This window comes from Lactobacillus kimbladii (assembly GCF_000970755.1).
GTDB classification, from domain to species: domain Bacteria; phylum Bacillota; class Bacilli; order Lactobacillales; family Lactobacillaceae; genus Lactobacillus; species Lactobacillus kimbladii.
Genome location: NZ_KQ034007.1, coordinates 805,568 through 832,179, shown reverse-complemented (window position 1 = coordinate 832,179; position 26,612 = coordinate 805,568). Strand labels below are relative to the sequence as shown.

At 36.9% G+C, this 26,612-nt stretch carries 3 protein-coding genes; all 3 read right to left on the bottom strand.

Features of this window, described 5'->3' with window-relative positions:
• A partial coding sequence (locus JF75_RS10575; protein WP_046331993.1) for a DUF1542 domain-containing protein occupies positions 1 to 4,790 on the bottom strand: 4,790 nt, incomplete at its 3' end.
• A gap of 335 nt (positions 4,791 to 5,125) precedes the next feature.
• Positions 5,126 to 15,757, bottom strand: a complete 10,632-nt coding sequence (locus JF75_RS04320; RefSeq protein ID WP_046331992.1) for an SLAP domain-containing protein — start codon at positions 15,755 to 15,757, stop codon at positions 5,126 to 5,128.
• A 533-nt stretch (positions 15,758 to 16,290) separates the two neighbouring features.
• The gene (locus JF75_RS04315) at positions 16,291 to 26,499 is read right to left on the bottom strand and encodes an SLAP domain-containing protein (protein ID WP_046331991.1); all 10,209 of its coding nucleotides are present in this window, start codon (positions 26,497 to 26,499) and stop codon (positions 16,291 to 16,293) included.
• Positions 26,500 to 26,612 lie beyond the last annotated feature (113 nt).

The following is a 26,612-nucleotide window of genomic DNA, read 5'->3' as shown; positions in this document are numbered from 1 at the left end:
GGAACAGTTTCTGCGTCTTCAATATCACTATTTGCCTGAGTCACAATTTCTTTAACGGCAGCTTGTCCTTTAGGACTTAAGACTTTATTTGCCTGTGCAGCAGCATCTTGAATCTTATCTTTACCCGCCAATTTTGCAAAAGCGACCTCAGCATTAGTAGCAATGGTATTGAAATCTTGTTGTGCGTTACTTACTGCGGCATTAATAGCATCTACATTTGTAGCACTACTAATTTTATCTTCTGCGGCACTCTTGGCATCATTAATAGCTTTAATAGCAGCATCGTAGTCATTTCTTTCGGCCTTTTTTTCAGCGTCAGTTAATTTTTCATAAGCCTTATTGACACGATCAAGCGCTGCAGTTGCATCTACATCAACTGTTTTCCTGCTGCTACTTTTAGCATTAGACAAGTCATTATTTTCTTTAGCATCAGCTGCATTTTTAATTTGTTTGATTTGGTTGATAGCATCATCCCGAATCTGAGTCACTTCTGGGATGGTTTTAGCACCGTCAATGTTTGTTGCAGCTTCTTTATTAATCTTATCAACAGCTTTCTGATCATTCGGGTCTTTTAAATTCTGTTTGACAATATCACTTATTTGTTGAACAGTTTCTTTTGCCGCCTCTTTGGCAAATTCTAGTGAAGTGTCATCTGCTACACCATTAATTTTATCAATGCCAGTTTTAGATACGGTGCTTACATCATTTTTAGCTGTAGCACTTGAAATTGCTGTCTCAGCATCATTTTTAGCTTTTTCAATAGTTTCTAATGCAGTTTCAAGTTTGTCTTTTTCTTTATCTTTACCATCTTGATCCAGGTTATTATATTCAGCTTGAACTTTATTTTTGGCATTTTCAGCAGCATTTTCAATCTTTACCTTCTCAATGAGTTTAGCCCCTTCAAGATCTGTTAAAGAAGCCGCCTTTTCAGCAGCATCAATAGCTTTTTCTCCCGCTTTTTCAGCCTTATCCGCCATTTCAATAGTAGGTTGTTGTCCAACTAAATTCTTGGCATCATCACGAGCCTGGCTGATTGCCTTTATTGCTTTTTCTTTATCAGCCTCTGATAAATTAGAATTATTAATATTATCAATTGCTTTTTGTGCATAATCATCAAGTTGCTTTTGATCTGATGCAATTTGTTGATTCAACTTAGAAGCTTCTGCTAATACTGAAACCATAGCGCCAAGTCCATCTTTTTTGGCCTTATCTACTAGGTCAAAATCGCCTGCTTTTTCCACATTATTGATAGCAGTCTGATAGTACAAATTAACTTTATCTTTTAGAGCACTCTTATTTTCAGCACTAACATTAGGCAAATCATCAATAGCTTTATTTACTCTAGTTTGTTCTTCAGTTAGCTCTTTAATTGCTGCTGATTTAGCGTCATTAAGTTTATCTTGTGCCGCTTTGTCAGCATTTGATTTGACAGCATCAATATCTTTTATTGCTTTATCTCTTATTTCATATACTTTGGCAATGGAATCAGCAGTGGCAAAATCAGTATTAGCTTGGTCTACAATCTTATTCACCAAATCTTTGTCAGTTTGATTTGACAAATCACCACTAATTTTATCTGCTTCTGCTTTAACTGCTTCCTTGGCAGGCACTGTGGCAAAAGCAACTTCCGCTTGGATTACTGTTTCATTAAACTTGTTAACAGCCGTTGTTACTATATTTGTTATGAAACTAACATCGGTAGCTTTATCAATTTGATCATTTGCTTTTTTTGCGGTCGTATCAATGTCAGCCAAAGCAGCTGAACATTTATCTTTATTTTGGTTCTTTTGATCTTCATTAAGCTTGTTATAAGCTTCGCTTATCTGCTTTTTCGCAGCTTCAGCTGCAGAATTTAAATTGGCATGACTATTAGCTTGGCTTGTTGCTAATTTAGCTTTTTCAACCGCTTCAGAAATTTCCTTGATACTGTCAATATCTGATATAGCCTTATAAACTATGTTTGCTATATCAGTTACAGATTTGGCGTTATCTAAATTATTATTAGCGTCAGTAACTATTTTCTTAAGTCTATCCAAATAAGTTTGATCGGAAAGACTAGGTCTCACCTTTTGGTCTTCATCTGAAATTTTGTTTTTACCAAGTATCTTGGCAAATGATATTTCAGCTATATCTGCAATATCGTTAACAGTAGAAATTCCCTGGTTTGCGGCTTTAACAGCTTCGTCAACTGTTGTAGCTGCTGCAATTATACCGTTAGCTACATCTCTTGCTTGATCGATATCACTGAGTGCTTTGTTATATTCATCTGTTGTTTGCTGGGATGGTGAAGTTATGGCATCATAAGCATTTTTGACACGTTGCTTGGCATTTGCGGCAGCTCTGTTAATGTTTTCTGTATTAGTATTCTTAGTATTTTCAACTTTACCTTTTTCAACTGAATCAGCAATAGTTTTAATATTGTCAATATCTCTAATTGCCTTATCTTTAATACGGGTTACTTTATCTATGCTGTCTGCATTTTCAAAATCAACGTTGGCCTGGCTAACAATAGTATTAACCGTATCGATGTCAGACTGATTTTTTAAATCTTTTATAATTTTAGCAGCTTCATTTTGCACAGCTTCTTTTGCAGCTAATTTTGCAAAAATTATTTCCGCTGTAGTGGCAGTCTGGTCAAATTGCTTATTTGCTTTGTTCACTGCGTTAGTTACTGCACTCTTATCGGAAGCTGCGACAATTGCAGCATCTGCAGTTGTTTGAGTTTCGTTAATTGCTTTTAAGGCGTTATCACGGGCAGTATCAGCTAGCTTTTTATCTTCATCATCAAGATCATTATATATATTATCATGGGCATCATTAACACGCTTTTTAGCAGCTGCAGCTAATTCGTCAACGTTTGCTTTGCTTGTATCTTTCGAATTTTGCAAAGCAAGATCTTCATCATCTTTTACCATATCAATAGATTTAATAGCTATATTTTTAACCTTGTTAGCTTGGTCAACATTTTGAACAGAATTAAGGTCATCAAAAGCTTGTCCTACTATTGTTTTAACTCTAGTCTTACTTTCTGTAGTTTTCAGTTGGTCAATTACCACATTAGCATGATTTTGAATAGTATCTTTGATATTAATTATGACAAAATCTAATTCAGCCGGATCTGCCACCTTATTAATATTACTGATACCATCATTGACTAAGGCCTTAATTTCATTCTCAGAAACAGCGCTAGCTATTTTTGTGTTAGCTGCATCCTGGGCCGCTTTAATATCCGTAAGAGCCTTTTGGTATTTGGCATTATTGTCAGTTTGTTCAGCTGCAGTTAAATTCTTGTAAGCAGATTCAACTCGACTAATGGCTTGTTTTGCTGCTTCGTCAACATCAGCTTTACTTAAATCTTTAGTTTTATTAAGCCTTTCCTTTGCGGCCGCTTCAGCATTTGATTTTACGTTATTAATTTCGTTAACAGTATTGTTTTTGATTGTTGTAACTGTGATTAGGTCAGTTGCTTTATCGATTGATGCATTAGCTTGCGTTAACAAATCATTAACCTTATTCTGATCTGCACTACTTAAATCAGGAGTGACCTTATCAGCTGCTTTTTTGATTGTTTCTTTAGCATCTCCCTGGGCAAATGATAAATAGGCTTGATTTTCCGAAGCAGTAATTTGTTGAAAACCATTATCTGCAGCTGCAACAATGTCTTTAACCGTAGTAGCCGAATTAATTTCCGCAGCAGCTCTTGTTTTAGTCTGCTCGATATCTGCTATAGCCTTGTTCAAAGCATCTTTTACTTTAGACTGAGTGGTCGCAGGCAAGTTATTATAAGTATCTTTAATCCTTTTTTCAGCGTCTGCTGCAACTTTATCTATATTAGCTGTCTGACTAGTTTTGCTAGTATCAACCTCAGCCTTTTCCACTGCATCGGCAATATTTTTAAGGTTGTTTAACTCATTAATTGTTTTGTCTTTAATACTATTTGCTGTTTCAACATCTGTAGTTTTTTGCAGATCTTGATTAGCAGAACTAACGATTTGTTTTACTTTATCTTTATCAGTATCCTTTGTTAAGGCATCTGTTACTTCTTTTGCTTTGCTGGTAATAGCATCAGTGGCTGTCTTTTTGGCAAAATGTAGTTCTGCAGCCGATGCAAGATTTAAAATGTCCTTAATAGCAGTTTCTGCTGTTGAATTTATTTCTTCAACATTTTTTCCTGCATTAAGTTTAGCTATCACAGCAGTATCAATCTTATCAATCTGTGCCAGATAATCATTTTTAGTTTGCAAATCATCTTGATCTTTCGAAGAAGAAGCATATGCCTTATTTATTCGAATTTGTGCAGTTTGAATTGTAGATTCTATATCAGATTTTCTATTATTTCGCACTGATTCAACGTCACTCTGATCAGATCCATCTTTTTGCAAATGATCTTTAGTAAGATCCTTTTTTGTATCATGCTTGGTATCAGCTTTTTTGGCAACGTCTGTTTGAACGACTGAAACGCTATCATCAGTCTTAGGCCTTTGGTTAGCTGTAGTATTTACAGCACCTTTATTATTGCCACCATCTGTCGTAGTATTGTTACTGGAATTAGATGTGACTACATTATCATTGACTGTAGATTTATCTAAAACAGCTGCTGCTTTATCATCGGTCTTTTGTGCTGTTAACTCAGTATCAGCTTTAACTGTTTGACTGCTAGCTCCGAGAAAAGTAAATCCCAATAAAATCGAAGCAGCGCCAATTGTTAACTTACGAATTGAAAAATGATCTTGCTTTGCTTGCATTTCCATTTTTTTCAATCTCTCATTATAGTTATTTTTACCTAACATTATTAGTCCTTCCTTGAAATCTTAAATACAACCAAATTGTATAACTACTGTTATTTTTTGTCAATATAATAAGCTTATATTTATATTAAACTATACACATCTGTTATTTTAAAATTTAAAATTAACATTTTAATTTTATTAAATAATAGATATCTTATATATTTAATCAATATAAATACTTGATAAAAACGTTATTTTATTTTTTATAATTTATATTATTTTATTAATACAATAGTATAAATATATAGTTTGAGATATCAAAGTTTTACGAGTATACAAAAAAGTGCCACCTAAGTGACACTCTCTCTGTTAGATTATAAATATTGTTTTTTTACTTAAAAGTTTGCCTTCTTGATATACCTTCCTTTCGCTATAATAAAGTACTTTTTATGACCAATTTTGACTGGATTGCCATAAGTCTGAACAGCCTTATGTTTCCGTAATATTTTTTTACCTAAGCGATGACCATACTTGTTATATATATAAGCATTATGTTTCAGCTTTAATCTCTTAGCGTCAATATTGCCACTATCCACAAACAAACCATCTGCTAAAGCATAGTAGGTTTTACCGCTAATAGTCTTCTTACCAACTGTTTCTAGTTCTGAACCCAAGTTAATAATTAGCTTGTTAGCACGTTTGCCACTTTCATCATACAGATATGCATTATGCATTAGTTTTTTAGTCGTAGTTATAACAGGTTGATCTGCCGTATTAATAATTGCTGCGGCGGTTTCTTCTCCTGCTGCTCCTGAAGCAGTTACTAACTTAACATTTCCTGCTTTGACGAACCGGTTCTTTGAAATAATGAAGTATTTCTTACCGCGAATCTTCACAATTCCACCGTAAGTATTAAGCAGTTGGCCCTTCTTGTATAAGCCAGTATTCTTAACCCGCTTACCTAGTTGATTATAAATATAAGCATTATGAACCACTTTTTGCTTAGTGGCCTGGCCATTTGCAGCATCAACGTAATACTTCTTATTGCTATCATGTGTATCAACTAGTACGTAGTATTCACGGCCTGCAATAGTAATTGTACCATAAGTAGTAAGGATTGAACCGGCAGCAAGTGTAACTTTGTTAGCACGTTTGCCAGAATCATCATATAGATAAGCATTATGCATTAAGGTTACATTAGTACTTTCGCCTAAATCGTTTGGCGCATCATTTTTGCCGTTTTCTTTATCAGTAGTTGGTTGCTCAGCTGGATTAACAGGGTTAGCAGGACTAGATGAAGTGCTACTGTTATCAGCGGAATTAGAATTGTCGCCACCGCTATTAGAATTATTATTATTGCCATTGCTTCCGGTATTATTGCCATTGCTTCCGGAACTATTACCATTGCTTCCGCTATTATTGCCACTGTCTCCGGTATTATCGCCATTGCTTCCGGAACTATTGCCATTGCTTCCGCTATCATTGCCACTGTTTCCGGAACTATTGCCATTGCTTCCGCTATCATTGCCACTGTTTCCGGTACTATTGCTATTGCTTCCGCTATCATTGCCACTGTTTCCAGTATTGTTGCCATTGCTTCCGCTATTATTGCCACTGTCTCCGGTATTATTGCCATTGCTTCCGCTATTATTGCCACTGTCTCCGGTATTATTGCCATTGCTTCCGGAACTATTGCCATTGCTTCCGCTATCATTGCCACTGTTTCCGGAACTATTGCCATTGCTTCCGCTATCATTGCCACTGTTTCCGGTATTATTGCCATTGCTTCCGCTATTATCGCCGTTGCTTCCGGAACTATTGCCATTGCTTCCGCTATCATTGCCATTGTTATCGTTGTTGGCACTATCTTTAATAATTTTATCAATGACAGCTGAATCTGAAGATGCCTTATTAATTGCTTCAATACCATCGTCACGCTTGCCGTCAATATCAGTTAAAGTATTATTTTGATTAATCTTTTCCTGAGCATCAGCTAAAATGCGGTCGATTTCAGTCTTAATCTTGGCTTTTTCATCATCAGTATAGTTATCACCGTTTTCATGCTTTACTCTGTTATTATCAATTTTCTTCTTAGCGTTTGTAGCAGCATCAGAAACAGCAGCTTGGGCAATTTTTCGTATTCCAGTTATCCTATTATTCAGAACTTCATCATAAGAATTACCAGAAATAACTTTATACTTGTCATGCTCACTGTTAGTTGAATAAATCCATGCGGAATCACCAAAATATTTCTGGTTCTGGGCAACCGCTCCTTTGTATTCAGTTTCAATATCACCATTGGCAGAACTCTTAACTGTATACAACGCTTGTTGCATTAACTGATCAATTGCTTGTCTTGTCATGTCAATATCATGGTTTATCTGATTGGCAATACTTTCATAAGATGCATCAGCTTGAGCATCCTGAGTAAGCACAGTATTTACACTTCCATGTATGCCATCAAGTCTATTTTTGAAATGATCTCTATCTTGAGGAACTAAACTATCTATCTCGTTAAGCTTGTTCTTTGCCTTATTGAACATATCATTAACTCGTTCTTTACCCATTAGTTCGTTATAAGCATTGATTCCGTTGCTGTACGATTGTGTTGTAGAGTCGATATTAGTCGAATGCTTGATGGCAGCAATTGCTTCACGAATAGCTTGAATATTGCTTTGATAATCAGGATTAGCTTTTTGTTCTTCAGTTAACCCATTGTATCCCGCTTCTAGGCCCGTTATTTCATTTCCAGAACCCTTTAAGGCATTAGCTTGATTATAATCAAACCACTCAGAAATATTTTGATAAGTATCAGTTATCTTAGTGCCAATTTGATTTTCGTCAGTTGGAATTTTGGTGATATCAGTTTGTTGCTCGATGCTTGCTTTTTCATTTGCATATAAATCATCAACTATCTTGTTTAATGCTTTCTTTTGCTCACCAGTTAGCTGAGATAAACCAATAATGTTGTGAGCTTTTGCATATTTACTTTGTAAAATGTCTTCTGCCTTTGCTTTGGCAGCAGCAAGGGCAGTATCTTTTTCAACGTCAGTAAATCCAGGAATGTGACTGCCGGATTCGCTGTCAGAATATCCTTGGGTGGCATTGTTGACTATCTGATCAACGTCCTTTTGAATGTCAGCAGCAGAACGATCTTTGCCATTCTTATCTGTTGTTGAAACTGCGTTAATCTTTGCTTTATTTTGATCGTAAATATCTTGGAGCTTCTGTTTTTGCTTTTGTAAATCAGAGTTCACCAAACCAGAACTTTCAAGCTTTTTATCAGCTTCTGCTTTTTGCCCAAGAAGATTATTAATAGCATTTTGCTTAATTTGATAGATTTCTTCTTTATTTTGGGCTGTTTGGTAAAGCTGATTAATTCCAGCTTCACCCAAGTTGGTTGCGTGTCCTTCGCTGTCCAATCCCTTTTCAATGTTTTGCAATTTTTGTTTAGCATTGTCTAGGTCTGTTGTTGTCGGACTGTTTGGCAAAGCAACTTTACTAATTTCATCCTTGGTCTTTTGAACCAACTGATTAAGTTGATCTTGTAAGTCTGCTTTTTGTTGGTCAGTTAAATCGCTGGCAACTTGGTTAATATTGCCCTTATCTTTGACAAACTTATCAATAGCGGCAATTTGCTTGTTCTTTTCGCTTAGTAAATTGGCTGGAATACCAGCTTGATCTATCGCAGCTTCACCAGCTTTTTCAACTTGACCTAAGTTTGTATTATCATCTGCGCCATATAAGTCACTAACGCCCTTTTGCATTGCGTCATTTATCGCAGTTTCATTTTGACTTATTTCAGTCGAGTCAAGTCCTAAACTTGGCAATTTTGCTTTAGCAGCTTCAGCGTAATCTTTCAGAGTATTAATTTGCTTGTTCTTTTCTTCAAATCTCTGAGTTAAACCAGTAATAGCATCACTACCAGCTTGTGCCGCTTGATTCATTGCACTATTGGCATCAGTTGCGTTGTTTTGAGCAGTTTGAACATTTTCAGCAGCTTTATCACGTTCTGACTTAATGCGCTCTCTCATCTGATCAGCCAGACTAGGATTATCTTTAGCAATCTTATCTGCAGCTTCATTTGCCTTGTTAACTGCATCTTGCAACTTAGTCAATGCATTATTGACGGATTCTGCCTTGACAATTTCATTATTAACTTTATCCAAATCAGCGTTATTCTGACCTTTAGCATCAGCTAATTTATCTTGGCTGGTAGCAGAGTTGATTCTGGTTTCACCAGACTGCCGAATTTGATCAATCTTATTCTTCAAGTCATTGTATTGGTCTTGACCTAATTTTTTATCAGCTAGATCTTGATCAATTTGCTGTTGTAATTTATTAGTTGAATTATCAAAATCATTTTTAGCAGAAGTCTTAGCATTAGTGATTTTTTCATCATTTGCTGTATCAACAATTGCATTAATCGCGTTATTACCCTCATTTTGAGCTTTTTGCACATCATCTTGATTTTGAGCTTTATCAATATTCTCTTTGGCCTTATCCCGCTCGCTCTCAATTGTAGATTTATCTTTAGCATCTCCATCAATTGAAGTTTGGGCTTTATCATCTAAAGCAGATTTTGCTTTATTTTTAGCCGCCTGCAGTTTAGCATCAGACAAGGCCTGGTAAATATTGCTTAGACCGGTATTCTTTTCTGTATCAATATTTTCAGATAGAGCGCCACTGACGCTTGAAACGGCATGATCATAAGCATCATTTGCTTGCTTCTTAAACTTAGCTAGCTGATCAGTGGTTAGACCAGTTAAACCATTAATTTCTGGTAGAACACCGCTATCAGTTGAGTCTTTTCCAAGAGCTTTATCAAGCTCTTTAATTGCTTGATCTCTTTGCTTACGAATATCCTCTGCATCACTCTTACTTGCATTAGCAACTACGTTACTAATTCCCTGTAAGGTATTATTTTTGATTTTCTCAACTGTAGCGCTATCATTGGCCGCTCCAATATCTTTAATGCCTAAATCAGCCACTGCAAAAACTGCGTTTTGGTCTCGTGAATCAGGTAGTTTAGCTCGAGCCGCACTGGCAGTCTGTTTAATCAAATCTATAGCGACAACTTTATCACTAGCTAACTTGGCAGCAGATTCAATCTTATTAATTTTATTTAATGCATCTTGATAAATACCAGTTAGTTGATCTTTATTTGTAGCTGCGTCAATTTTACTATTTGCATCCCCTGGGATTGACCCAAGCTGACTAATTGCATCATTAAATTGTTTCTTTACTTCATTTCTTTGGTCTTCCGACAATTTGCTATAAATGTCATTTAAGCGATTCTTGGCACTGGTAGCAGCATTGGCAATACTATTTTTTGTATCAGTTTTAGATGTATTAAAACCATTACCTGCAGCTTCTGCAGCGTCAATAGCAGATTCACCATTTTTCTCAGCTGTATTAGCATCAGAGATGTCAGCTGTGGAATCAACTACGGATTTTGCATTATCACGTGCAGAAGTAATATTATTAATAGCTGTTGTCTTGGCATCGTTAGTGATATCTGACGAATTATTGATTCGGTCAATCGCTTTTTGAGCATAATCATCAAGCTTTTGTTTATTAAGGATCTTATTAACATTTATGTCACTAATCACATTGTCAATTAATGACTTACCATTCTGGACGATAGCATTAAGTTGCTCATTGGTAGTGGTGCTTTTATCATTAATTCCATTAACACCAATATCATATGTAGCATCCACTTTTGCACGTAATTCATCTTTGTTGGCACTGGTAATCTGATCCATATTGCCAATTTGCTCTTTTACTTTATTGCGCTCATCCATTAGAGCTGTTAAAGCCTGGTCTTTTGCAGATTGCAAGTTTGCTGCAGTTTGAATGCTGGTTAAATCGTTTTGACCTTTAGTTAATGCTGCATCTATATCATCTTTTCCTGCACCTTGAATAGCAGTTTGAGCCTGATTGAAGGCATTTGTAATCTGATTATAGTAGTCATTCTTTTCTGTTACGCCCAAATTAGGGTCATTAGTAATCTGACTGTTTGCAGAATCGCGCATATCTTTCAATTTTCCAATTGCAGATTGACGCTGTTTTTCTAAGGCCTGAGCTTCGAGATCAGGAGAAAGAGAATTAATAACAGAATTAATGGCATCAATTCCCTTTTGCGCATCATCGTTGATATCAGTTACTGTATGGTCATTAGTGATAGCCTGAATTGCTTGATCATAACCTGCATCAATCTGGTCCTGCTTAGCTTGAATTGTTGCCGGATTAAGATGAGAATTTGCAAGAGTATTTTTGGCATTAGCCTTGGCCTGTTGCAATTTACTAATTGCCTGTGCCCTAGTGGCTGTAATTTGAGCAGCACCTAAATCTTTTAGAATATTGTTTTGACCATCTTGCTTAGCAGAAGTGATATCAGACACATTTTGAGCCGAAGCAATTTTTGCCTTTGCAGCCTGGGCATCTTGATCAATTTGGTCTTCATAATACTTCTTATTTGAAGGACTGAGTTGACTATCATCAATGCTTTCAATTTTAGCTTTTGCATCAGTAACAGCTGTGTCAACATCTTGAGCTGCCTTTGTCCTAGCTTCTTCTACCTCTTTATTTGCAGTACCTTGAGCATCGCTCACAATATTATCTATACTGTTTTTAGCGTTAGTGACTGTCTCAGTAATTTTAGAACTATCGACCTTGTTTAAGGTATCTATGCTATCAGTAACAACCTTGCTGATTTGATCATGATATGCTTTCTTTTGTTCATCAGTCAGATTGTTTGTCTGATCAATTTCTTTATCAGCATTAGTTTGCTCTTGTCTGATCTGCTTGATAGCGTCATCTAGGGACTGGTTACGTTCACCTTTAGCTTTAGCTGAAAGCTGCAAATTGTTTAAGGCAGCAATACCATCATTACGCGTTGAATCGATTGCAGTTAAACTGTCTGCCTGATCAATGAGCTGGTTATAGCCAAAAGGAGTAGTTGAATTATTGAGCAGTTTCTGTGCAGCCGCCACGCTATCGTCAATATCATCTGCGGACAAACCAGGCAAACTACGCAGTTGGCTTTCAATATCGTTTTCAACTTTAGCAAGCTTGATCTTAGAAAGTTGTCTTAAAATTAACCGCTTGGTTGACTCCTCTGTTGTTGCAACAGCAGCAGAATCGCTCGCATGATCGATATTAGTCAAACCGTCAGCTACTGTTTTCTCTATTTCAGAATTTGAAGGGATGCCCAGCGAATTTTCAGTAGTGGTTGCATAGCCCATAATTTCTGCTTTTGCCGCATTTTGATCAAAAATAGTTTGTGCAGCTGCCTCTCTTTGATTGATGGCAGTGTTATCAGAAGTGCCATAAATCGACTTTTGCTCATCATATTTAGAACTTCCAGGTTTAGCAGTTGCAACTTCTGCTGCTTGATCAATTGCATCAAGTAAAGGAACTTGTTGATCTAAGCTAATGCCTGAATCTTGTACTCGCTTTTTGGCAGCAGCAGCTGCTGCACTAATTTTGCTTGCTTCTTGGTCAGCATTTATATTCTTGATAGATTCCTTACCCTTAGAACCATCTGGATCATCACCAGTGATAATGTTGTGAACTGCTTTATTATAGGAATCCTTTATTTCTGCAGTCTTATCGGCATGGTTTTTAATTTCATCTTGAGCAACAGCCTGTAAGTCTTTCAGCGCCTGAATTGTTTTGTTAACTTGATCAATTATACCTTGAGCTTCTTTTTGGTGCCCATCTACTGATACTTGGTCAAGATCTCTTTCAATGTCACCTTCTGGTTGAGCGATAGCCTGAGCGCGAGACAGACGTTTAGGTAAATTAACTACTTCGTCCTTCTCTTCTTTACTCAAGTTAGGATCGCTTGCAAGCTTGTAAGCATCGACATAGACTTGATCAATTTTTTGTTTAAGATCAATTTCAATACTCTTTTTATAGCCATAAGCTGCCTGATCAATTGCATTAATACCATTCTTCATTGCTTCTGTAATATCTTTATCAGCTTGAAAGCTTTTAACAGTATTAATTGCTTTATCACGTGCAGAATTAATCGCATCTACCATTGTAGGAAATCTCTTTGACTGCAATGTAGCTTCATTATTTAAATTCGTAATTGCATTATTATGAGACGTCTCAATTGCTGAAGAATTTTGTGCCTGATTTACGATGTTCTTAACTGCATCAAGAGCGGCATTTTTACGATTGTTAATTTCAGTCAAAGTGTTAGAACTTGGAGCATAAACTGAAGTTTTTTCATTATCGGAAGTTATTGTTTTAGATGCAGCAGCCGCAATTTTATCTAATTGTTCATTAAATTCTTTGACTTGAGCATCAGATAAATTATTAGGCCTGTTTATTTTGGCAGCACTGATTTCATCAGTAATTGCCTTAGCAGCCTGATCTTGCGCATCTGCTAAAGTTAGAATATCCAAGTTTTTAATTATTGGCCGACGTCCTGTAGCTACACTAGACGGATCATAGCTAACAAAGTTAGCATTTGGAGTTAATTCTACAGAGTAGCCTTTATCAAAATTAATCGTTTGATCGGCTGGAATAGTAAAACTAAATGAACCGTCATCATTTACAATTGCCGCATATTGTGTCGGTAAAGGATCTAAAGAACTGTTGCTTGAATCTCTAACAGTATCTTTTGTTTGCACGTATGGGTTGTCGATCAAGTTCTTACCATTTTGATCCCTAGGTGTCCACGCATTTTTTTTACCCATACTATCAATTAAATTGGCTATAATGTATGCTTTAGTTGCAACAGGTAAAATCAAACTAAACGGGTTTTTCAAATTTTGTGGATCTGAATCAGGACCATCAACCGCAGAATTGTAATTAATTACACTGCCTGGCTCACCGGAAATTGTTTGTGAGCCATCATCATTTCTAGTTATTTTGACCTTTCCAGGATCAATATCTAAAAAGCCGCTTGGATTGGCTGGAATAAAGCTGATGTTATTATAGCCAAAATTACTGCTATTATTGAATGCTTTTTGAATAATATCCAAAAAGATTTGATCGTAATTCCAACCGTTTTTAATACCATCAGCTAACGAATTTTGGACATCAGCTGGCAACTTATCAAGGGCAATATGAGCTTTAGCTGCTTGTGCTTTGATTTCTGCCAATCTATCTGCAGTTAGCTTTTCTTGACCATTAAGCAATTCAATATTATCAACCGCTATCGTACTATCAGTTTTCCTAACAGTTAAAACGTGAAACGGTGGCAATGTTACTTTACCTACCCCACTTTGTGTCGAACTCAAATCAAATTGTTGTCGAACATTTGTTAAGGTAATTGGCATTGTGCCGATAATACTGGTATTAGGATTGGTATTTCCCTGGGCATTCAAGATTAATGAAGTAGGATTATTAACAAGTAATTTCCCACCCTGGACATCTACTAATAGTATTTGACCAGTACCACCGTTTACATATTTGCCACTGGGATCTGGCTGACCAAGAACGATATTGAAACCACCGTTTTCAATATTGGCCGTACCCTTAATAAGAACTAGGGTACCAGAATAGTCGCCCATATTTGAACCGTTAATATTTAACGAGCCTCGTGGCAAAATGTTAAAGTTACCGCCATCATAAATCAGGTTTCTATTCCACCAGTTATTGGCTATATCACCATTAGTGGTAATATTGACTTTCGCATCGCTATTAATATTAAAAACAGAGTTACCGTCATTAATCAGGATCGCACTGGACTGATCGTTGTCATTTGTGCCATTATAGTGATCGCTACCAGTAATGATATTCAGCTCACCATCAACGTTGACTGCTTCATTATTGCCTAACATGGCGATAGCTAAAGGAAGCCCAGTATGTTCAGCAGCGTTAGAGCCTAAATTATTATTAGGAATATAGATTCGCGGAGCAAGTGTTACCTTGGCATCCTTTTCAATGTTAACAACATTGTTGCTCCCAGCCATTTCTATCACGTTACCACCGACAGTTTTACCGGTAAAGGTACCGCTGAAATCGATTGAGTTGTTTGAACCTGTAAATTCAAATAGTTGTTGAACATCACCACTTGATATTGTAATACCTGGATACGGTGTATGAGTCACTTCACCATAGTTAGTTCCTGTAAAGTAAATTTTAGTATTATTACCACAGTGAACCATTTGTGAACCATGGAAATTAACATTATTAAAGGTGATTTTTGAAAAATGACCATCTTGGTTGTAATCATCAGTCATGATGACGCCCCAAATATCAGCACTCCATAAATCGAGATTATCGTACGTTATATCCAAGTCTTGCGTACTTCCACTATTTAATTGGAGGTGGTTACCTTTTAAATCCACTTTATATCTGGTATTACCATTGCCGGCGGATTTGATCAGCATTTTCCTGCCGTTAAAGTAGAACGCTTGTGATCCATTCTCTGGTCCATCAGTAATATCGTTCATGACGTCAATTTCTGAAACAGATTCATTCTGAAATGCAGTTATAAGCTGATTAAAGGTATGAACTTTTGCTACACCAGCATCCCTGGTATTTATTTCTGTGTTTTCAGCAGCATTTGCATCTGCAGCCACTGCAGCAGTTGAATCGACAGGCTTTGCGGATTTATTCGCTTTATCAGTTGAGTCAGCATCGGGTTGCTGATCTGAGTTATTTGTGCTTTCAGGTGCAGTTTTTCCTGATTCTGCCTGACCAGTTGCAAAACTGTGACTGGCCTTTGAATCACTATCTCTTAAAAACGAACTTAAACCAGAAAAAGTACTTAAATCGTGCTTTGTATTATCTTGACTTGACTGCTTTTGTGTAGTTGCAGTTTTTGCAGTGTCCTCAGCTTGTTCAGTTTTAGGTGTTTCATTGCCATTAGTCTGGGGATCTACTTCTTCATTTGCTGGATCAACAGTATCGGCTTTAACTGTTTGATTGCTTAAGCCAAAGAATGTAAAACCAAGTAAGACTGAAGCAGCGCCAATTGTCAATTTACGAATTGAAAAATGGTCTTGCTTTGCCTGCATTTCCATTTTACGTATTCTTTCTTTATTATTATTTTTACCTAGCATAATAATCCTTCCTCAAAATTATAATTACATAGTAATTGTAATTCCTGTTATTTTTACTGTCAATTTAGTAACACTATTATGCATTTTAATAGGAAATAAAATTCGATAAATTAGATCATAAAATAACCTTATTTTAAAGTTATATACTGTTTTAATAGTATTATATTGATGAAAAATAACGATAAACTGCTAAATAAAAATAAAATTTTTATTTTAAATATAAATTACTTTCACTACTTTTATAAACATATTTATATATAATATACAAAATATAAATTGTACTATATATACATGAATATTTTTGTGATTTGTTTAACTTGATCAATTAAGTAAATATAACTGCTTGCGGATTTGCTTAGATATTTTGATAATATATAAAGGCATGCCTGCTAGAGTTTTTTCGCAGAAAAAAAGAGGAGCATCAGTTCTCCTCTTTCTAAAACTATATCTGATCTGAAAATACAAAAGAAGTGCCACAAATGTGACACTTCTTTTTATGATATTTAAGCTGTAAATGCTATAGTTTTAAATATTTAAAAGTTTGCTTTCTTAACGAACCTCCCTTTACTTAATGTGTAGTATTTTTTATGACCAATTTTGACTGGATTACCATAGGTATTCACAGATTTACGCTTCTTGAGTACTTTCTTGCCTAGACGATGACCATACTTATTGTATATATAAGCATTATGTTTCAGCTTTAATTTCTTAGCATCAATATTACCACTAGCTATATAAAGTCCATCAGGCAAAGCATAGTATTTCTGACCATTAATTGTCTTCTTACCAGTAGTTTCAACAATTGAACCTGCGTTAAAGATCAGTTTATTTGCGCGCCTGCCGTTTTCATCATAAAGGTAAGCATTATGCTTTAGGCTCTTAGCAACAGTTACAACAGGTTGTTCAGCAGTATTGACATTTGTTGGCGTAACCTCTTCATTAGCTGACTTTGCAGCAGATACTAACTTAACGTTTGCTGCTTTGACGAAACGATTCTTGCCAATAGTAAAGTATCTCTTACCGCGAATCTTAACGACTGCGCCATAAGTATTTAGCAGTTGACCCTTCTTGTAAACGCCTGTCTTCTTGACCCGCTTGCCAAATTGATTGTAGATATAGGCATTGTGAGTTAATTTTTGTCTAGTGGCCAATACATTTGCTGTAGCAACAAAGTACTTCTTATTCTTGGCACCTTGATCAACTAAGACATAGTATTCTTTACCATTAATCGTCTGTGTGCCATAAACAGTAACTATTGAGCCAACGCCTAAAGTGATCTGGTTAGCACGCTTGCCTGTTTCATCATAAAGGTATGCATTATGCATCAATTTGACTTGTGATGAATTAGGTAATTTATCGTTTGGAATGCTATCACTATCATTTGGATTGTTACCAGGTTGGTTATTTGGACCAGGTACAGGAGCGGTAGAACCACCACCATTGCTAATGTTTTCAGTATTTGAACCGTTACCGTTATTATCTCCGCCTTGAATAACCTTATCGATTGTTGCTGGATCGGAGCTATCCTGGTGAATGATATCTATACCGTTATCACGGTTCTGGTCAATCTCGTCGCCGCTACCAGCATGATCAATCTTATCTTTAGCATTATCTTTTTGATGGTCGATCTCATCCTTAATCTTCTGCTTTTCATTATTAGTTAAATCACTACCGTCTTGGTGCTTGCCCTTATTATTGTCAACATCTTTTTTGGCATTATTAGCAGCATCATCAACAGCGCCCTTGGCAATTTCCTTTTCGGCTTCAAGTTTATTCTTTTGAATTTCGTCATAAGAATTGCCCTCAGTATTTTTATGTTTATCTAAAGCATTTTGAATTGAAGATGTATCAGCGCCATCACCAAATTCCTTATGAATTTTATCGATAGCTTCCTTGGCTTTATCAGCAACTTCCTGATCTGCTTTCTTTTTGCTGGTATCTATTGCCTTATTAATCTCAACTTGGATATCGTTTTTGGCAGTGTCAACTACTTTATCAATATTAGTCTTCTTACCAGCAGGATCATCACTAGGTGCATTAACTTGATCAACTGCTGTGTTACCTTCTTTAGCATGGTTATCAATATTATTAATAAGGTCTTTCTTAGTTTGGTCATCTAAGTCTTTATTATTGTTAATCTCAGTTTTGGCCTTGTCAGCAGCGTTTTTAATGTCTTCCTTAGCTTTAAGTTTATTCAAAGCTGTAATGCCTTGATTGTAGGCAGAACTGATATCCGGAATATTGTCAGCCTTATTAATATCGGCAAGACCAGCAATAATATCTTTGATATAGTCCTGATAGTCTGGATTAGCTCTCTGGTCACTAGTTAATTTGTCATATTCACTTTGTAAACCATTAGTGCCGCTTGTCGCATTCTGTTTATCTTTCACAAACCAAACTGAAGGATTATGCCAAATTTGATCAATGCTAGTACCAATCTGAGCTTCATCTTTTGGAACCTTGTCAACATCACTGATAGCTTCAATGTTTGCTTTTTCTCTATCATAAGCATCATCGATAGCTTGGTTAGCTAGCTGCTTTTCGGAATCAGTTAACTGCGACTGGTTAATGATATTATGAGCCTGATTCTGCTTGTCTTTCAAATGGCCTTCTGCCTGGGTTTTAGCACCAGCAAGAGCTGCTTGATCAATAACATTTGCGGTGCCAGGTATCTGTTCTCCAGTTGTAGGATCTTTATACCCGTTTCTAGCTTTATCAATTATAGTTTGAGCATCTTGTTTGACATCTTCAACGCGTCTGTCGCTACCATCCTTATTTTTATCAGGAATATTATTAATAGCAATCTTACTCTTGTCAATGATATCCTTGATCTTTTGTCTTTCAGCTTGTTGATCTGTTGCTGACAAGCCAGAGTCTTCAATCTTCTTATTAGCTTGATCCTGTATATCTTGTAACTGCTTAATAGCATCTTGCTTGGCTTGATAGATATCCGCTCTGTTCTTAGCTAGATCGTATATCTTATCTACGCCTGCTTGACCAAAGTCAAGTGCTTCATTGTTTTCTGGAACACCCTGTTCGATATTAGCCAACTTCTTCTTTGCTGCCTCAAAGTCAGATGCAGTTGCATTCTCAGGTAAGGTGACTTTGCCGATTTTGTCTTTGGTACTTTGCACCACTTGATCAAGTTGCTTTTGCAAATCAGCCTTTTGATCATCAGTTAAATGAGTAGCAACTGAATTAATATCACCTTTACCTTTGACATAATCATCGATAGCTGCAATTTGCTTGTTCTTTTCAGCTAGCAGATCACTTGGCAATTTAGCTTGGTCGATGACCTTTTCGCCGGCCCCTTCAATATCATCTAAATTGTCATTATCCTTAGCGCCATAAATGTTGCTGGTAGCATTTTGCAAAGCAGTATTAATAGCACCTTCACCTTGACTAATTTCATTAGCATCAAGATTATTCCCTTGCAAGCCCTTCTTTGCAGTTTCTGCATAGCCCTTTAACTTGTTGATAGCGACATTCTTAGCTTCAAAGCGGTCAGTTAAACCAGTAATTGCCTTGACTCCACTTTGCGCTTCCTGATTCATAGCATTATTAGGGTCTTGTGCATCATTTTTAGCATCTTGAATATTTTTCGCAGCTTTATCACGTTCAGATTTGATCTGTTCTCTCATTTGATCAGCCAGATCTTTATTGTCCTTAGCGATTTCGTCTGCAGCAGCAGAAGCCTTATTGACGGCATCTTGCAACTGAGTTAAAGCATTGGTCAGTGATTCTTCTTTACCAATATCAGTACTGATATTATTTAGATCATTGTTGTTCTGGCTCTGAGCATTAGTCAAACCATTTTTATCCTTGGCCGAGTTTATCCTGGTCTCACCATCTTTACGAGCCTGATCAATTTTGGCACTTAGCTCGTCATATTGGTCTTGACCCAGCTTTTTATCAGCTAGGTCTTGATCAATCTTTTGTTGGAGTTTGTCTGCAGCATTCTTCAGATCATTCTTAGCTGCGACTTTATCATTGGCAAGTTGTGTATCCTTTCCAGTTTCCTCGATACCGTTAATGGCATTTTGGCCCTCCTCTTTGGCTTTATTAACTTCATCAGTATTTTTAGCCTTATCAATCTTATCTTTGGCTTTGTCACGCTCGTTATTGATTGAATCTTTGTCGTTAGGATCTGTTTCACCAGCAGCAGAAGCAAGTTTATCCAAGTCTGATTTAGCCTTGTTCTTAGTAGCTTGCAATTTGGCATCTGTCAATGCCTGATTAATGTTGACTATACCGGCATTCTTTTCGTTATCAATTTGATCTTTAGCTGCTCCGCTGACCTTGGCAACAGCACGATCATATGCAGCTACAGCTTGGTTTGTGAAAGCAGTCTTTTGATCATCAGTTAAGTCATTCAGTCTATTAATTTGATCACGAACACCAGCAAGATCGTCCTTACCGTTTAAAGTATCCTTCAGCTCTTGCAGTGCTTCATCGCGTTGATTTCTAATCTGTTCGGCTTGCTGGGAGGCAGCAATATCAAGAATATTTTGTATGCTTTGAATAGTGTTGTCTTTGATCTTATTAACAGTTGCAATATCACTTGCAGCATTAATGTCATTTTGACCAAGATCCGTAACAGCTTTGTTTGCGTCCTGATCTTTTTTATTTGTTAGTTGGGTATTTGCTTTAGCACTTGCTTCATTAATTGCAGTTATTGCGGCAGTTTTGGCAGCAGCTAAGTCTGCACCTGTTTCCGCCTTATTAATAGCAGCTATGGCATCTTTAGTATAGCCATCTACCTGATCTTTATTAGTAGCCTTATTAATGTTTGCAATTGCTGTGCTGGAAGCCTGCTTAATAGCACTGTTAGCCTGATCAAATACATCCTTAACTTTTGCTTTTTCATCGTCTTTAAGTCCATTATAAATTCCTTGCAAACGAGAAGTAGCATTAGCTGCAGCAGTAGAAATTTGACCGATTGCACTGTTCTTATATCCTTCAAAGCCATTGCCTTTTGCAGCAGCTGCGTCAATTGCCAGTTCACCATTTTGTTCTGCAACATTAGAAGCTGGAATATCAGTTTGTCTGTCGACATTACCCTTGGCCTCATCACGAGCAGCATTAATTCCGGCAATAGTGGAATCCTTCACAGCTTGAGTAATATCCGATGAGTTGCTAATGCGATCAATAGCTTTTTGAGCATAATCATCAAGTTTTTGCTTGTTAATGACTTTGTTAATGTTCAGATCACTGATTACATTATCAATAGCAGCTTTGCCTTGTTGGGCATATTGAGTAACTTGTTGAATAGAAGATGTACTTGCAGAGTTAATATTCTTGACAGCTTGATTATATTGTTCATCAACTTGAGCCCGTAAATTGTTCTTATTGGCACTTGTAACTTGATCCATATTGCCAATTTGCTCTCTAATTTTGCTTCTTTCAGCAAGCAAGTCATTTAGAGCCTGATCCTTAGCAGATTGCAAGTTTGCAGCTTCCTGAATCTCAGTCAGTTTCCTCGTACCATTGGTAAGAGCAGTATCAATGTCGTCTTTACCTGCCGCTTGAATAGCCGATTGAGCCGAGTTAAAGGCGTTTGTGATTTGGTTATAGTAATCGTTCTTTTCGGTAACGCTTAAATTAGGATCAGTAGTTATTTGAGTATTCGCGTTATCGCGAGCTTCTTTTAGTTTATTAATAGCATCTTGACGCTGTTTTGCTAAAGCTTGTGTGGCCTCGTTGTCCGAGATACTGTCAACGACACTTTGGATACTCTTTTTGCCTTTATCTGCATCATCATTAATATCTGAAACATTAAAGTCACCCGTTACAGCCTGAACAGCTTGATCATAAGCATTGTCAATCTGGTCTAATTTATCTTCCCAGTCTTTGTCGTTAAGTGATTGTTTATCATGAGCGGCAGAAATTGTCTTTCTGGCTTCATTCTTAGCAGATTGCAAATCAGATATTGCTTGGGCACGTGCCGCAGAAACCTGCGCATCATTCAAGTCCCTAGTAATATTGTTTTCACCATCTTGAGCAGCAGATTTTATACTGTCTTCATCTTGAGCGGCAGCAATCTTATCTTTAGCTGCTTGTGCATCCTGATCAATCAAATCTTCATAGTGCTTCTTGCTTGATTGACTTAGTTGACTGTCAGGTATGCTTTCAATCTTAGCTTTAGCAGCCTTTGCTGCATCATCAACTGCTTGTGATGCTTTTGTCCGTGCATCTTTGATTACACTGTTACCCTTATTCTGGGCATCAGCGACTATACTGTCTATCTTTCCTTTGGCTGTTGTAACAGCATCATCAACCTTTGAAGGGTCAATGCTGTTTAAACCGTTAATACTGTCATCTGCAACTTTTTTAATTTGTTTGTGATATGAATCCTTTTCGGCGTCACTGAGGTTTGTAATAGCATCAATAGCTGAATCAGCATCTTGTTGTTTCTTCCTAATCTGTGCGGCAGCATCAGTTAGTTGATTATTACGTTTACCTAACTCTTGCTGCTTAGTCAACAGATTGTTAAGAGCTGTAATACCATCATTTCTGGCTCCGTCAATTGCTGTAAGCGAATCAGCTTGATCGACCCTCTGAGTATATCCCAGTGGATTAGTATTATTACTTAAAATCTTCTGAGCCAGTTTCTTAGCATCATCAATATTCTGAGCTGTTAAACCAGGAATGTTGCTGATTTGATTTTCAACATCTGCTTCAACATCAGCTAACTTCTGTTTGGAAATTGTTTTAAGCACATTCTTTTTGGCGGTATCTTCTGCAACTGCAACTGCGTTAGAGTCAGCAGAATTGTCAATACTTGCCAGGCCATCACTAATTGCTTTGGCAATATTGGTGGTTTGATTGACAGACAAACTATCTTGGTTAGTAGCAGCATATCCTGAAAGTTCTGACTTAGCTGCCGCTTTATCAAAAGCTGTTTGCGTTGCTGCTACTCTTTGATTAATAGCTGTAACATCTGAGGTACCATAAATTGATTTATTAGCATCATAATTTGAATCACCAGGTTTTGCAGTAGCTACTTTAGCAGCATTATCAATTGCATTTAAGTAAGCTACTTGATCTGCAGGAGCAAGACCTGAGTTTTGTACTCTCTTCTTAGCTGCTGCGGCTGCCTTATTGATATTGTCGGCTTCCTTATTTGCATAAACCTGTTTGATTGCTTCAAGACCCTTTGAACCGTCAGGATCGTCACCATTGATAACCTTATGAACGGCATCATTTAAAGAATCCTGAATGTCAGTTGTTTTGTCACTATGCTTGGCAATTTCATCTTTAGCTGCTGCCTGTAATTTCTTAATTGCACTGATAGTATTCTTAAGAGCATCAATGGTATCTTGAGCTTCTTTTTGGTGACTTTTGACTGAAGCTTCATTAGTATCTTTATCGATGTCACCTTGAGTAGCGACGATTGCATCCGGACGTTTCAACCTGTCAATTAAGCCATTGACTTCATCTTTTTCTGTATCATTCAGGTTAGCATCCTTAGCAAGGTCAGCAATATCAGATTTTACTTGACCGATTTGCTGGTCAAGACCTGTTTTCACAGTATTCTTATAGTCAAGACCAACCTTGTCAATTGCCTTTATTCCGTCATCTTTAGCTTTAGCAACATCAGTGCTATTTTGCGCTGCCTTAACTTGGCTAATTGCACTATCCCTGGCATCAGTTATTGCCTGAGTTTGTGAAGGATAATATCCAGATTGCTGACTTGCCTCAGTATTCAGGGCATTAATGGCATTAGTCCTATCAGTTTCAACTTTAGCCACATCTTGTGCTGCTTTAAGTGCATCATTAATAATCTTTAAGGCATCATTTTTGCGTTTATTTACTTCTAGAATTGAATTTGCACTAGGATCATAGACTGAAGTTGCCTTGTTAGCACTATTAATGGTCTTGGAAGCCGCAGCAGCAGCCTTGGTCAGCGCATCGTTAAATGCCTTGTTTTGATCCGCGGTCAGATTATTTGGCTTATTCGTTTTAGCATTATTGATTGTATCAGTAATTTCCTTAGCAGCCTGATCACGAGCATCACTCAAGGTCAAAATATCCAAATTCTGTCTGACAGGTTTTGAAGTATTAGTCGGATCATAGCCAATGAAGTTAGCACTCGGAGACAACTCAATACCATAATTTTTATTAAATTTGACAGTTTGATCTGCCGGAATGGTAAAGGTAAATGAACCATCATTGTTGACCTCAGCAGCATACTGGGTTGGCAGCGGATTTAGTGAGCTATTCTTAGAGTCTCTATACGTATCATCAGTTGCAGCATAAGGATTGGGAACTCCAATATTCTTATCTGGCCACGGAATTTTTTTGCCCTTATCGTCAATAATATTGGCGGCAATATAAGCTTTAGTAGCTACCGGCATAACCAAACTAAACGGATTCTTAATGTTTTTTGGATCGCCTTTAAGGTCATCTGGACCATCTGTATCAGGGTTATACCCAATTACGCTTCCTGCAGCACCTGTAATAGTATTTGATCCATCGTCATTTCTCTTGACAGTCACCTTGCTAGTGTCAATATCCAGAAAACCACTTGGGTTGGCAGGAATAAAGGCAATGTTGTTATAACCAAAGTTCTTACTATTATTGAAAGCTCTTTGAATAATATCAATAAAGAGATCGTCAAAAGTTTTATTGCCCTTAGCAGTTTCAGTTAAAGAATCTTTCACATCTGTTGGTAATTTTTCATAATCAATACCAGCAGCTGTTATCTTGGCTTTTAATTCTTTTAATTTATCATCATTTAGCTGCGTTTTCCCATTCAGCAACTCAAGTTTGTCTACAAGAATGGTGCCTTTTCTTTGTTTTCTAACATTTAAAACGTGGAATGGCGGTAAAGTAAGTTTGCCAAGTCCAATGTTTAAATTAGTAAGATCAAATTGTTGCCGTACGTTAGTTATAGTAATGTTATTTGTACCAATAATACTGGTGTCAGGATTTTTGTTAGCCTGCGCATTCAAAATTAATGAAGTAGGGTTATTGACAATTAAGGTACCACCCTGAACGTCTACTAACGTAATAGCACCAGTTCCGGCACCCGATCCAGAACCTACCGTCGTAGAACCATCAAGACTGATGTTAAAAGCCCCGTTTTCAATATCAGCTTTGCCTTCAACCAAAACTAAAGTTCCGCTGTAGTCACCCATATCAGAACCGACAATATTTAAGGTTCCCTTCGGTTTAATTGTGAAATTACCAGCATCATAAACAAGGTTACCGCCATAGTCGTTATTGATGTTACCATTAGTATTGATGTTTACTGTACCACCGGTTGCAATATTAAAATTAGAATCACCATTGTTCATATATATTGCCTTACATTTGCTATTGTTACGAGTACCTTGATAAGGATATACTGTAGAGTTATTGCCCATATTAATATTCATCGTACCCGCTACATCAACGGTACCTTTTCCAGAAATGTAAATGACAGTGTATGCACTATAGCCCCAAGGGTGTTCACCACTTGCTCCATGAGAATTATCATATTGCAAAAGAGGTGTAAGATTAACAATAGCACCTTTATCAACTTTAACTAAATCGTTTGCTTTTTGCATTTGGATAACGTTGCCACCAAAAGTAGAGCCATTAAATACACCATCTACAAATTCAACGCTGCAATTTTCGCCGGTGAACTGAAAAAGCTGCTGGTCGTTACCATCATGTGGTCCTCCTGGAAAGTAAGGAGTTTTGATCGTATTTATAGTATTACTACCATAAAAGAAGATGTGAGTATTCCGACCAGCATAGATTAACTGAGAACCGTCAAATTCTGTATTTCTAAATCTAATATTGGCAGTTTGATTAGGATTAAGCCCACCAGTGTCAAATACCCCAAAATAATCCCCACTCATTAATTTAACATTTTCATAAGTTATGTCAGCAGAAGTATTTGTAGCAATTTGAGGATGATATCCTTTAAAATCAATTAAATTCCGTTTTCCCCCTACTGATTTGATTAGTAAGTTCCTTCCCGGAACATTGCCAAAACTAAGGGCATCTCCATTAGGGCCGTTATTAATATCATTCATGATATCGATTTCGCTGACGCTTGCATCTTTGTAAGCAGTGGTAAACTCATCCCAATTTGTGACCTTTGCAACTGTACCGGTAGTAGCATCCCTCTTAGCATCTTTATCGACTAATGTGGGAGTCTGAGAATCAGTTTTTTCAGCACTATTTGTTTTTGAATTATCCTGATCTGTTGCACTATCAGCTTTAGCTGGATCCTTTGTGGCACTTTGATCCTGATCTGTTGCACCATCAGCTTTAGCTGGATCCTTTGTGGCACTTTGATCCTTATCAGGAGTCTTTGCATTGTTATCAGCAGTATTCTCCTTGTCTTTTTGACCATCAGTCTTGAAATCAGTAGTTTTAGCTGTAGAATCCTTGGTAGAAGTGGTTGAATTTTCAGTATCCGTACTCTTTAAAAAAGAACTCAGACCGGAAAATGTACTTAAATTATCATCTTGCTTCTTCGAACTCGTTTGTTTATTTGCGTTTGCAGAATCTGCTTTGTCTGCAGTCTGATCAGATTCAGTCTGGGACTTATTCGTTTCAGAACTAATTTCTTCCTTTGCAGGATCAATAGTGTCAGCCTTGGCAGTCTGGCTATTCAGGCCGAAGAATGTAAAACCAAGCAAAACAGAAGCAGCACCAATTGTCAATTTTCTAATTGAGAAGTGGTCCTGCTTTGCCTGCATTTCCATTTTACGTATTCTTTCCTTATTATTATTTTTACCTAGCATAAATTAATCCTTTCTCAAAATTCTTATTTACAGCAATATTCTAGTTCTAGGTATTTTTATTGTCAATATAGTATTTAATATTTGATAGGCCTAAATAACATATAACTAAAAAA